Here is an 11,956-nt window from a genome sequence, read left to right as displayed (position 1 = left end):
ACCTACCGCCTTGACTACTCCTTTTTCCTCAAAATCCTTTTCACCCATTAGGTGACTCCTTCATCCAACCGTAAAACCTTTACAGTACTACGTTTGCAGCTGTTTTTATAGGGTCAACTGAGGAAAATAGGTTGAATGGTTGCCCACTGGAACCGCCTGTCAGATAACCTGCTGTGCAGCCCATGAACTGTTGCTCCAGCAGAGTGTGAATTTGTGAGCCAGTCAGAGTCATAGTCACCAGGCTGTTGCCGAAAGACTGCACGAGGAAGGCCTCGCCATAGGTTATCTTGCCGTCACCTTCTTTGGCGTTGCTGGATGGAAAAATAAGATCGGCACGCATGCTACCCGGGTTCACAAAAGCCACCACGGCTTCGCCAAAACCGGGAATCTTGGTAACATTCAAATACGCATCGGCGATCAAATCCCCTAAGGCCGATTCGCCAGCCGTATTTGGAGTGCGGATAATGTCGGCAGTAATCGAGCCAATCACACGATTAGCGATGGGTTGCGACAGGGCTTTATAGCCATCGACCATGGCCTTGATCGCTGCATTGGGAGTAACACTGGTGTCGTTGCGATCGACCAGAACGTTCTGGGCGTTAATCTTGATAACGTGACCAGATCTATTGTCGATGGTCATGTCAATGTCAGTCAGGATTCGGCCTATTGAGTTAGCGCTGGTCACCGGAATGGAGCGACCTATGCTGTTGGTGATCATGCAGTTGTATGCCTGATGGGTGTGGCCTGAGATAACCAGATCCACATCATCATGCAGGGCATTGACGATGGGCTTCAGCGGAGTATTTTCCAAGTTGCCTTCACATGAGTTCATGGTGGAGGCATCCTGATTAGAGAGCACAATACCGCCTTGATGAATCAAGATCACGATAGCTTCCGCGCCTAGCTCACGCAGTTCAGGAATCAAAGCATTGATGGCAACTGCTTCGTCGTTGAAATCCAGGCCAACCACGCCACCTGGGCTAACAAGAGTGGAAGTTTCCTTCAAAGTCAGGCCAATGAAACCAACTTTCAGATCACCTTTGTATGTCTTAATGGCGAAGGAGGGAAAGATAGTTTGGCCGCTTTTCGTTTCCACCACATTGGCCGCCAGGAACTTGAAATTCGCCCCGCTGAATTTTCCCTCGTCATCGGTTGGCGCGCCCACTTCAGCGCCGCGACAAGAATTGAGATCGGTAGGATGGCAACCACCTTTTTGCATACGTTTTAACTCATCTAAGCCTTCGTCGAATTCATGATTGCCCAAAGCGTTGAATTCCAGGCCAGCCATGCTCATGGTTTCGATGGTCGGCTCGTCATGAAACAGAGCAGAAACGAGGGGAGTAGCACCGATCAGGTCACCGGCAGAAACGACGGTGGTAGCAGGATTCTTGGCTTTAGACTTGGCGATATAGCCAGCCAGCCAATCCACACCGCCGACTGCAACATTGGACCTAGCCCCTTCTGGGGTCACAAAAGTTCCAGGTGATTCAATCTGGCCATGAAAATCGTTAAAGGCAAGTATCTTGATCGTGGTAGTAGTCTGAGCATTGGCTGCATAGGTACCCGCACTGACCATCAATAATAGGGCCGCTCCCATGGCAATCCAATTCAGTCTCATGATTAGCTCTCCTCCCTTTTTAACAATCTAAGGAAGACCTCACAGATATAATTATCTGATTAACATAGATGATCGATTTAGAAGTCAATGACAAAGTTGTAACATTAATATTACGGGAAAAGGCACAACGATACTCTCATTTCCTGCTATCTATGGTCAAATTCACATGACTTTAATCCTGGCTCTACCAGCCTGATTCCTTTGGTTGCTTCATATTCTACGAACAAAAGTGTTTGGGTTTCATTGTCGACGGCTATAGAAGGAACAGTATCGGGGTTGCGTTCTTTCTAGATGATGATAAAACTACGATTTAATTGGATATATGCGCGAGATGATTACTACCGAGCAGCTTTCTATCACTATCCCCTAGATTTTCTTTATGTTTAGATCAGTATTCATTCGAAGTTAGGTTATTTACAGCTCCACGAAAACTGATATAGCAAATAAAATAAACTTCACCAAAGCAGCTATCGATTTACTACTGCTACCTGGTCTTGGCAAGCGGGATGTTTACTACGACGCAAAAACTTCAGGACTGCAACCTAGGGGCTACCTCTTCAGGCGTAAAAACATTTTGTGTCTTTCGGCGCATTAAAGGTGGCGAGCCTGGGCAGGTAATACTTGGCGCGTGAATTGCTTGTGCAATGCAAGATGGATATCTATTAGTAGCTATCGTATCGCACATCTGCTTCAACCTGTGCAGTCAAGCTGCACAGGTTGAAAACAGCTAGGAATTGCTTTTATGGTTTACTGGACACGATAGGGCTAGCGTTGAGAAAACCCCAGATGAAATCTGTTTGCATGACCAGCATGCTTGGTCGGCTATTGTTATCGTTGTAGAACCAGAACGGATTAGGAATGCCATGATGGCTGCGCGCATAGCCAAAGTCGGTCAGATTGCGTTCAAATACCGAGAGCGCGAGGAAATTAGCTGAGCCGTTACTATTCAGCGCCACACCTGCTCTTGCGTGACAGCTGATGCAACTCGAACCATCCATAAATCCCGCCTCGGTCACTGAATTACCCAATAGCGTCGATTGACCGATCGAGTTTACAAACTCCACTTGTGAGCCTTTGAGGCGGAAATTACGCCAAGCAATATCCTCTGGATCAGGTTCAACCTCACTCGTGCTGCTACCGCTACCAATATTCAATTGAGTAAGTAGTTTTTCCCATTCAGGACGGATCATTTCCAGCGGATAACCTTTGTCCGGATTGAACACGATACTGGGCGAGTTCAATTGATCGCTATGTTGATTGGGTTTGACATAATTATCTGCAGTACCAGCCGGGCGATTCTTGTCGCTGCTTGCATAGCCGTAAGCATCATTGCAACCTGTGATATCGCAGCGGCCGGACAGGCTAATATGCTCAAAGGTAGTCCATACCCAATTGGGAATATCTTTAGAGGAAATATGGAATGCTACGAGGTGATGAATGCCTTCCAAATTGCAAGTGAGCGGTGATTTGCTTATATCCAGCGCTTGCAAGTCGATCTGTGTCTGCAGCAATTTGCTGATGTACTGCTTAGGATCTTTTGGCAATCCCAAAGCAACAGCGAGATCATGGTGCAGCCAATTGCTCTTGATCATGATAGCATCCGGCGGCAAATCCACACGGGACAACGCGCCTGGTTTTCCGGCCTGAGAGGAATAATTGGCACGACGGTAAGGCGCCTCTGTCTGCAGATTTTTCTGGTTGACGTTGAATACATCCAACACACCGTTGGCATTATACAAATTATTGGTGAACAGATAGTCGTGGAATACCTTGTTGCGGACGGTCAGTTCAGCATTAGTCTGACGAATGACTCGACCAGTACTTTCTGCATCAGATGGGTTAAATTTCTTGATGATATCTGCTGTCAGATCCACAGTCTTACCATCAATCGGTACCGCAGAACAGGAAGGTACTGATGTTTCGGCAGCGTTCTTCATAAGCTGTGTTCTGACCATGCGACTAAGGGGATTAAGCGTGTCATGGAATGGTAGACGAGTATGACGCTGCAAGGCAGGCTCACGCGCCAGCTTTTGTGCTTCTTCTCCCAAAGCCTCTGTCAAAACTTTGAGTCTAGTAGCGTACTGAGTGCCTGGATACACTGGACAATGATCAGGATCGTTGTTCGCTGACCCAGGTTGGCAACAAGCATCTTTACCAGGTGCTTGGCCAGGTTGACAAAGTGCATAAGGATTCGCTGGCCAGTTATCATTCTCGTCAGCCCAGTTTGACCAGAATTTAGCCTGAATTACGTCAGCAAAGAGCTTCCAGGAAAACATATCAGGACAAGTCATGGCAGCGTTACTCAGGGCCTTGCCGGTACTGCTATTGATGGTAACCAATTCACCATTTTTAACAGTCATAGAACAATATTCAGCATCCTTAATGGCAGCCTGAAAATACAAAATGGAATCGATGCCAGTGGGCTTATAATCATCCGCGTGAACAGGTAGCAGACTGCTTAAGGCGATACCAATCAGAATATTAAACAATAAACGAGTTCGTAGAATCATAGTGTCTCACTCAATTAAGATGTAGGGATAGAAAATTACTTGTGAATCATAAAAGAAATCCCATATTGATTCTTCTTCGAAAATAGCGCTTTAAATGGGCCAAATCACAGGTTACTCCCATCGAAGAATGGGTTAGCGTGTGTACGTTAAATATGCCGATACACTAAAACGAATTTTTGCTAAAACCTATTGATCATAGAAAAAAATAACAATCCTCATTAATCCCAGTTTCCAAGTGTTCTTGAGGCTTATTTATGCTTAATGATTCGTTATCAACTGAAACACTGGCAGTAGAAATTCTAGGAGTCGAACCTAACAGATAATAGGGGACAGACCACGGTTTCTAACTAAGCGCTGTTAATATGGAAACAATCGTGGTCTGTCCCCTATTCTACGCGGTCTCCCGCTTAATGGAGATGCAGTCAGAAGATTATCTGACAAAAGGTCATGGCAAGGTCGTTGCGGATTAGTCAGCTTCTCATTTCAGTTACATGCGATGAGTTCCAGCGTTTAAAATTAAGGTAAATCAATAGCAAGAAAGAAGACCAATCAAATTAGCTCTTCTAATCTTTTTAGCAGCGTGTTTGACTAAACATCTGGCTTTACGTATATTTAATTTAACCCTAACAGAAAGAGTGTTTATTTTTCCTATGCGCGGCGCGTCAGAATGCGCAGGAAATGAAAGTACCACTGACTATAATGCAATTATTACAACCTCGAGGTGAGGACGTATGGAATACCCTGCTAATGAGTCAAATAAAGACAACCCGGATTCATCCGCAACGAATGGGGAATTGCTGACGAAATTCGAGCGCGCTACTCGTGCCCTCAGCACTTTGAGCGCCGGTAATCATACTTTATTGCATGCTTCGGATGAACAAGAATTGTTGCACGACATGTGCCAAGTCATCGTGGAAAAAGGCGGCTACCGTGTAGCTGGCGTCGCATATGCGGAACACGATGAAGACAAGAGCATCCGGTATATGGCAGGTATTGGTGTAGACAAAGAATCCATGGAGGCGCTTCATTATACTTGGGCCGATACGGAAATGGGTCACACCGCGATGGCCACCGCGATTCGCACTGGTCAACCCTGCGTGGGCAGGCACATCCTTACCGATCCAATCTATGCTGCTCCTGCTTATGCCCCCTTGCGCGAACTTGCGATCAAGCTAGGCTTTGCTGCATTTACCGCCTTTCCCTTGCGCTTGGATGGAGAAGTACTCGGTGCTTTGGGTATGGGCACGATCGAACCCGATGCTTTTGATGAAAATGAAATCAAGTTGCTCAGCAAATTGGCCGATGACTTGGCTTATGGCATTGCCAACCTGCGCATGCGTATTAAGCAACAGGCAGCCGAAGCCACCATCGCGCGCCTCGCTTTTTACGACCCCCTGACCGAATTGCCCAATCGCACCCTCTTGCTCGATCGCTTGCAAGACGCCATTCACACCGCCAAACAACACCACCGCGCCATCGTCCTCTTGCACCTGAACATTGGCCACTTTCGTGAAATTAATCAGGTCTTGGGCTATCGCTCTGGCGATCAATTGCTGCAACAACTGGCTCAGCGCTTGATGCATACCCTCAAGGAAAGCGATATGCTGGCGCGAGTGGGGGAAAGCGAGTTTGCCCTGCTCTTACCCAGCGGCGGAGCTGACTATGCCATTCAAGTCGCACAACGGCTGATCATAGCCCTACATGACTCCGTGGAAGTGGCAGGCCTGATGGTCGATCCGCGCGTCAGCATAGGTATTGCTCTCTATCCTGGCCATGGCACCGAAGCCGATACCTTGCTACGGCGTGCCAATGCCGCCACCCATGATGTCTGTTCTGCCCAAGGTGGCTATTCCTTTTATGCGGGAGGACAGGAAGAAGAATCCACCCGGCGCCTGTCTTTGATGGGGGATTTGCGCCAAGCTATCGAGCAAAATGAGTTATTGCTGTATTGCCAGCCCAAGGTCGATATTGCATCGCGGCGCGTGTGCGGAGCCGAAGCCTTGGTACGCTGGCAGCATCCCGCGCATGGTATGCTTGCGACCATGGAATTCATCAAGCTCGCTGAGCATGCTGGCTTGATTACTCCCTTAACCAATTGGATGCTTGATGCGGTTTTTAGCCAAAGCTATACCTGGCATGAAGCAGGGCTGGAGCGGGCTTTATCAGTGAATTTGTCCGCGCATGATTTGTACGATCCGCTGCTCATCGACCGCATCCAAGGTTTGTTTTCCACTTGGGGCATTCCGCCGGAGCTGATCCAGTTTGAATTGACTGAAAGCGCCTTAATGGAAGAACCGACGGTGGCGTTGGAGACGTTGACTAAGTTAAAAAAACTCGGTACCCGGTTATTCATTGATGACTATGGTACAGGGTATTCGAGTCTGAGTTATTTGCAGAAGTTACCAGTCGATTCAATCAAAATTGATCAATCGTTTGTCATGCCCATGGTAGCAAGCAGTGATTCAGCAGTGATTGTGCGCTCGACCATTGAGCTTGGGCACAATTTGGATTTGGAAGTGGTGGCGGAAGGAGTGGATAGCCAAGCTGTGTGGGATCACCTGGCAGAGCTGGGTTGCGATGTGGCACAAGGTTATCTGGTCAGTATGCCGATGCCGGCAGAACAATTCAGCAATTGGGAAAGTGAATGGACACGTAAGTCGGCGTAGTACCTCAGATGATTTTCTGACAGCCTGGATTGGTTCAATCGTATCCATTCAATTCCCATAGGATCTGCATTTTATCCTTTCACTGCCCCAGCAATGGATAAGCACTCCAAAAACCTTGACCGTCATCCAGCGGGGCCAGCGGTCAGCAACAATCTGTTTCCCTGTTTCAGTAACTCCACTGTCCTCACTATATCGTGCGAAGCATTCATTCCGGAACCGATCGATATGAAAAAACACCCTTATCCATCATTGAAGCCGCAGTTTAGACTGCATGCTCCCTGGATCCCGAATCAAATTGGCGATCGTTGATCATCTGTCAGGCATTGAACCCTCCGTCAATGTTCAAGCTTGCGCCCGTGACGTAGCCCGCCTCGGGGCCAGCCAGGTAAGCAACCATCGCTGCGACCTCCTCGGCTGTGCCGTAGCGAGGCAGCGCCATAACCTGTTTCTTGAGCATATCGGCGAACTCGCTGTTATCAGGGTTCATGTCGGTGTCGATCGGGCCAGGTTGAACATTGTTAATGGTGATCCCACGCGGACCGAGATCGCGCGCCAATCCTTGGACCAACCCTTTGAGAGCGGATTTGCTCATCGCGTAAACCGCTCCACCCTGAAAGGGCATCCGTTCGGCGTTGCAACTGCCGATGTTGATGATGCGCCCACCTTCCTTCATGTGCTTGACAGCAGCTTGTGTCGCCACAAACACGGCGCGCACGTTCACAGCGAGGGTGCGGTCAAAATCCGTGAGCTTGAAATCGTCAATCGGACCAAAAGCCAGCACGCCTGCGTTATTGACCAAGATATCAATACCGCCCAATTCCGTCACTGTGCGCTCAACAGGGGCGACTACTGCGCTGGCATCAGCGCTGTCGGCCTGAATGGCAACTGCTTGGACTCCGAACGCCTGTGCAGTCTTAACGGTCTCATTGGCTCTATCGGGCGAACTAGCATAGGTGAATGCGACATGAGCACCTTCGCTGGCAAGGCGCTTGACAATAGCAGCGCCAATGCCACGGCTGCCGCCGGTGATCAGTGCGCGTTTATTCTTTAGTGAGTTCATAGAGTTGTCCTCCTTGTTGAGAAAAATGCGAATGAGCCACCTGATGACCCACGCTCAGCGACCGCAGAGCGGTTCGCGGCAGGCATGACTAGTTGCTTCCAGTTGGATTTGCAGGATTGCGTCATCCGGGCCGGATTTGCGGTTTTGCTCCCTGGGCTGAGCTGTAGAAGTGGCGGTGCACATCAGACAGTGCTCACCTGGGGTGAAGACGGTGGCTGCGGCTCGTTCCTCAGGGATCATATTCGCTGCGGCCCAATGCGCCAACTCGAATTCCGGGTAACGGGTCGGTCGCTGGAAGTCATACAGTTACGGTCTTCAGCGAGGACGGTCCCATCCGCGGCGACAAGCACAGAACCAAACAGCTTATCACTCGCCTCAAATGCCTCAGTTGTTAATCCACGCAGCGGCGCAGGTGCCGCAACTCGACGGGCGTCGGATCAAAAGATGTAGTAGTCATAAAACACTCATTGAAACTGAATATGTGAAAAAGCGCCTAACGCCCTAGCTCAACCGGAGACTTACCAGAGCGAAGCGAAAGCAAGCCCGCCAGCTGGAGCGTCTGTTAAGCCATAGCGTACTTCATAAATGACTAAAAAACTCTGGTGCGCTCTGCCATTTGTCATGCAGCCCATCAACGTATGTAATAGGAACTTTTGAAAGCTCTTCGTCAGTTACATTAATGAGACAGCCAAGATTGACTCCATACATTTTCCCAATGGGTGTTTCATTGCCGACACCGAAGCTGCGAACACCACAGTGCTTGCAAAAATAGTGATGATTTTTCTTATTATTAAATAAATACTGAGTTAGCTCTGACTCGCCGGTCAGCAGACGGAAGTTTTCGGGTTTGGCTATCGCCGGCCAAAAGCGCGTGCGCCTGCAAATGGAGCAGTTACAGCGATACGAGCTTTGCGTGAGGTCTAAGTCGGCTTCGAAGGTGACTGCACCACAATGACAACTGCCTCGGTACGTTTTTAGCACGATGAATTCTCCATGAAACCTGAGAGCAATATTTTACAATCCCAACATAATATTACAACATCTCTGTCTTACAAAAATTCAACATGTCTCAAAATGTCGTTTGATCATCATTCAATTTATCTATCTTATTGTTAATAATGCTTTAAACATAAGCTGGCAGAGCAATGAATAAGGAAACTCAAAATGTCAGCAGAACTTAACATATCACTGGAAATTGTAAAAATAGATTAGTAAGGGTACTAACTAAGCGCTGTTAATTTGGAAACAACCGTGGTCTGTCCCCTATTCTACTAATGAAATAGTAACTGGAAAGAAATGTGATAATGTGGTGCGTATTTAAGCAAAAAGAGAAGAGGACCTGTGGATTAACAGTCTCAATATCACTAAGAAAAAATGAATCTGATTCTGAGAGCCTTACCCACCTGGGTTAGTGATCATATTTACAGTAGTAATGAGGGAGATACTCTTCGTTACCTGCATAGACTCTTCGCTCATCGCCACTTTCAGTAGAGTTTTTATACGATTAGAAATGGATCAAAGTGTTATTTTGCCGAGTTTATCTGTCATCATTTCTGTAAACCATAAATTACCCTTATAGTCCATTTTAATCCGATGCATCATCGTTCCCCTGCTAGGCAAGGTGTGCATGCTGAATGGAATCCCAGCAATGTCAGAGCCCTCAATATGTCGAATGGATTTATCAAACTTCAGGATGTAGTCATACCCTGATGGATTGGGATTGTTTTGATCCACATAAACCTGCACCCACAAATTGTCGTCATAGTCGAATACCAGAGATGCAAGTATGTCATTCTTCTGCAGAGCGGGAACGGGATATTCAGTAATCTTGCCGGATAAATCGATTTTACCTATCTTGACTCCTGCTTCTTCTGTAAACCACATGAACGGGCTCGATGGGTCTGGAATGACTGCAATAGGTCTACTATTTGATGTCGGTATAGGAAATTCTCTGACGGTTCCGTCGCCAAAGATATTTAGAATAGCACTGGCTAGCAATTCAGTTCCCCAGATATTTCCATCCGCTCCTGCGGACAGGAATATGGGCATTGCAGCCAGATTGTTCAGTTGGAAATGCTCTACACTGCTATCGGGATTAATCTTACCTACAGTACTAGTGCGCTTGCCAGTGAACCAGATGGTTTCTCCGTCCGCATCCAAACAAATACCGTGGGGGGCTGGATTAATGGGCGTTTTTGCACCTTGTACAAATAATCGCACATCGATTTCTTTGACAATTTTTCCCTGATCATCCAGTTGTACGACCAAACCAAAAAACTCCAGAGAAACCCAAAGCCTCCCATGTTTATCAATTAATATACCATGCGGACCGCTGCCATCCGGCATCTTGTAGTAGTCGACTACCTGTCCTCCATAATTGCATTTAGCAATTTGATCCATGTTTTGCCCAGTAACATAAATATGTGCTTCATCAATCACTAATTCATGTGTTGAGCCATGAGCAGTGCTTGGCCAATTTAGGCTATATTCAGTTATATTTCCGAGTGCTGCTGAAATAATTTTGCTCATAATCAATCTTCTTAAATCAGTGACGTAGGGAGTAAGGAGATTTAATTCGCATTAAACCATATGTAAGCTGGCAACTGCACTTGTTATTTATCAAGGCCCTAGACTAGCAGAGCTAATAATATCTGAGTTCCTTAAAAAGTTCCTCAGGCTGTTCTTTCCAACGCCATTCAGATTCTTTTAAATGCAGCTTAAAATTAACTGATACATCATTAAACTTTACAAGACGTCGCTTGGTAAAACTCCAAAATGATTCAATACCGTTAATGTAGCAACACCCATCCCGAGCAAATTCATTATCAGTTTCCAAATTAACAGCATTTAGTTAGAAACCGTGGTCTATCCCCTATTCTACGACAAACCTGTCGCAGCAATACCAAGTACACCAACCCCAACACAACAGTGCGAAAGAAGACAAAGAAAACTAACCGCACGACAATGTATTATGTAGCGACTAGACTACGAAGTAGAGCAATTTGTAAGATAGATACTGAAGCAGCGTGAAGTTTGCATAAGGTAGCGTGTCACAAAACGTTTATATTAACAATATGAACAGGAGAACCAAGATGAACATTAAAATTCTCATACTTAGCTCACTAATGATACTGCTTTTCGTAACATCGAGTTTAGCCAGGGTACTCGATGACAATGTTCCATTGTTCCAAGTTCCAGAAAAAGTTCGGCAAACTATCAAGGAATATACGCAAGATGGAATGATAGAAAATGTTGAAAAACGAACGATGAAAAAGAAGGTCATCGTTTATGACGCTGAGGTAAGAAAACCTAATGGCGAGGCAATTGAAATTACAATCGAAGAAGACGGCACTTTTGTCGAAATCCGGCATCCACAAAAATCGAAATCTCATAAATTGAAATAAAAGATATTCAATACTCATGGATGCGCACTGAGCAGAAAATAACCCGGCGAGAGATGCAAATAGCTCACCGGGTTATATTGGATTGACAAGGTTACTACAAATTCTTTATCAACCAGGTTTGCAAAGGCTTTAGTATTTTTTGAATATAGATTAAAGAATTGAATTCAAATTTATCTGAGTCGAAATCTGTTCTTACCGATAAAGACAGAGGCAATAGCGTTTATTTTGAAAAGGCATATTGGCAAGTAATGTCCCAAATTGAAGCACCACGTGAAGCCACTAACGCATTGTTAACCCTTGCTTTATAAATCGTTTGAAGCTGGGAGTGTCTAACAATAGACGCCATCATGTATAGCCTAACCAGTTAAGAATGATTCAGAATGCATAGGATTTGAAGAGCGTATCGACGGTTTGGTTTTGTTGTCTACGGAGCGCCTTGGCCTGTGCCCATTTGTGTTCGATGGGATTGAGATCAGGAGAATAAGCGGGAAGGTATTCAAGGGTATGCCCGGCGTTATGTATGGCATCCCGTGTGTCTTGTCTCTTATGGAAGGTGGCATTGTCCATCACAACGATGGAATGTAGTGGCAATTTAGGCAACAGGTCCTGCATCGCCCATCCATGAAACACATCAGCATTGATGTTGGCTTCAAACAGGCCGATGGTTACCAGTAGCTTTCCAATCAGGGCACCAATCG

At 46.4% G+C, this 11,956-nt stretch carries 9 protein-coding genes and 1 pseudogene; 3 read left to right on the top strand and 7 right to left on the bottom strand.

Features of this window, described 5'->3' with window-relative positions:
- Window positions 1-79 precede the first annotated feature (79 nt).
- Both BLV54_RS13160 and BLV54_RS13155 read right to left on the bottom strand, forming a co-directional pair.
- Window positions 80-1,618: a bifunctional metallophosphatase/5'-nucleotidase gene (locus BLV54_RS13160; protein WP_090572098.1), complete on the bottom strand. Its 1,539-nt coding sequence runs from the start codon at window positions 1,616-1,618 to the stop codon at window positions 80-82.
- Window positions 1,619-2,358: 740 nt separating this feature from the next.
- Window positions 2,359-4,128, bottom strand: coding sequence for a hypothetical protein (locus BLV54_RS13155; RefSeq protein WP_090572097.1), 1,770 nt, complete (start codon window positions 4,126-4,128; stop codon window positions 2,359-2,361).
- A 731-nt stretch (window positions 4,129-4,859) separates the two neighbouring features.
- Here BLV54_RS13155 and BLV54_RS13150 point away from each other — a divergent pair.
- Window positions 4,860-6,794 carry a putative bifunctional diguanylate cyclase/phosphodiesterase gene (locus tag BLV54_RS13150; RefSeq protein WP_090572096.1) on the top strand — a complete coding sequence of 645 codons (1,935 nt, stop codon included), beginning with the start codon at window positions 4,860-4,862 and terminating at the stop codon, window positions 6,792-6,794.
- Between the two features lie 316 nt (window positions 6,795-7,110).
- Here the strand turns inward: BLV54_RS13150 and BLV54_RS13140 are convergent, their stop codons facing one another.
- Window positions 7,111-7,854, bottom strand: coding sequence for an SDR family oxidoreductase (locus BLV54_RS13140; RefSeq protein WP_090572094.1), 744 nt, complete (start codon window positions 7,852-7,854; stop codon window positions 7,111-7,113).
- Between the two features lie 84 nt (window positions 7,855-7,938).
- On the opposite strand from BLV54_RS13140, the gene BLV54_RS16205 reads away from it, so the two are divergent.
- Complete coding sequence (locus BLV54_RS16205; protein WP_176969775.1) at window positions 7,939-8,304, top strand: hypothetical protein; 366 nt, start codon at window positions 7,939-7,941, stop codon at window positions 8,302-8,304.
- A gap of 129 nt (window positions 8,305-8,433) precedes the next feature.
- Here BLV54_RS16205 and BLV54_RS13130 read toward each other — a convergent pair whose 3' ends face one another.
- The 3 genes and pseudogenes from BLV54_RS13130 to BLV54_RS13120 all read right to left on the bottom strand — a co-directional run.
- On the bottom strand, window positions 8,434-8,835 hold the full coding sequence (locus BLV54_RS13130) for a GFA family protein (protein WP_090572093.1): 402 nt from the start codon (window positions 8,833-8,835) through the stop codon (window positions 8,434-8,436).
- A gap of 534 nt (window positions 8,836-9,369) precedes the next feature.
- Window positions 9,370-10,383: a Vgb family protein gene (locus tag BLV54_RS13125; RefSeq protein ID WP_090572092.1), complete on the bottom strand. Its 1,014-nt coding sequence runs from the start codon at window positions 10,381-10,383 to the stop codon at window positions 9,370-9,372.
- 112 nt (window positions 10,384-10,495) lie between these two features.
- Window positions 10,496-10,678, bottom strand: a pseudogene (locus BLV54_RS13120) (IS1595 family transposase); the annotation flags it as partial.
- 268 nt (window positions 10,679-10,946) lie between these two features.
- On the opposite strand from BLV54_RS13120, the gene BLV54_RS13115 reads away from it, so the two are divergent.
- Window positions 10,947-11,258: a hypothetical protein gene (locus BLV54_RS13115; RefSeq protein ID WP_090572091.1), complete on the top strand. Its 312-nt coding sequence runs from the start codon at window positions 10,947-10,949 to the stop codon at window positions 11,256-11,258.
- A 375-nt stretch (window positions 11,259-11,633) separates the two neighbouring features.
- Here the strand turns inward: BLV54_RS13115 and BLV54_RS13110 are convergent.
- Window positions 11,634-11,956, bottom strand: a 323-nt coding sequence (locus tag BLV54_RS13110; RefSeq protein ID WP_090571816.1) for a transposase, incomplete at its 5' end; no start/stop codon positions are given.

The organism is Nitrosomonas sp. Nm33 (assembly GCF_900107265.1).
GTDB lineage: Bacteria > Pseudomonadota > Gammaproteobacteria > Burkholderiales > Nitrosomonadaceae > Nitrosomonas.
Note: the sequence above shows the minus strand (reverse complement) of the source record. Positions and strands in the feature narration are given on the sequence as shown.

Excerpts from the sequence above, each read along its gene's own strand:
- BLV54_RS13160 (WP_090572098.1), bottom strand. The coding sequence starts at position 1,618 with ATGAGACTGAATTGGATTGCCATGGGAGCGGCCCTATTATTGATGGTC.
- BLV54_RS13155 (WP_090572097.1), bottom strand. The coding sequence starts at position 4,128 with ATGATTCTACGAACTCGTTTATTGTTTAATATTCTGATTGGTATCGCC.
- BLV54_RS13150 (WP_090572096.1), top strand. The coding sequence starts at position 4,860 with ATGGAATACCCTGCTAATGAGTCAAATAAAGACAACCCGGATTCATCC.
- BLV54_RS13140 (WP_090572094.1), bottom strand. The coding sequence starts at position 7,854 with ATGAACTCACTAAAGAATAAACGCGCACTGATCACCGGCGGCAGCCGT.
- BLV54_RS16205 (WP_176969775.1), top strand. The coding sequence starts at position 7,939 with ATGACTAGTTGCTTCCAGTTGGATTTGCAGGATTGCGTCATCCGGGCC.
- BLV54_RS13125 (WP_090572092.1), bottom strand. The coding sequence starts at position 10,383 with ATGAGCAAAATTATTTCAGCAGCACTCGGAAATATAACTGAATATAGC.
- BLV54_RS13115 (WP_090572091.1), top strand. The coding sequence starts at position 10,947 with ATGAACATTAAAATTCTCATACTTAGCTCACTAATGATACTGCTTTTC.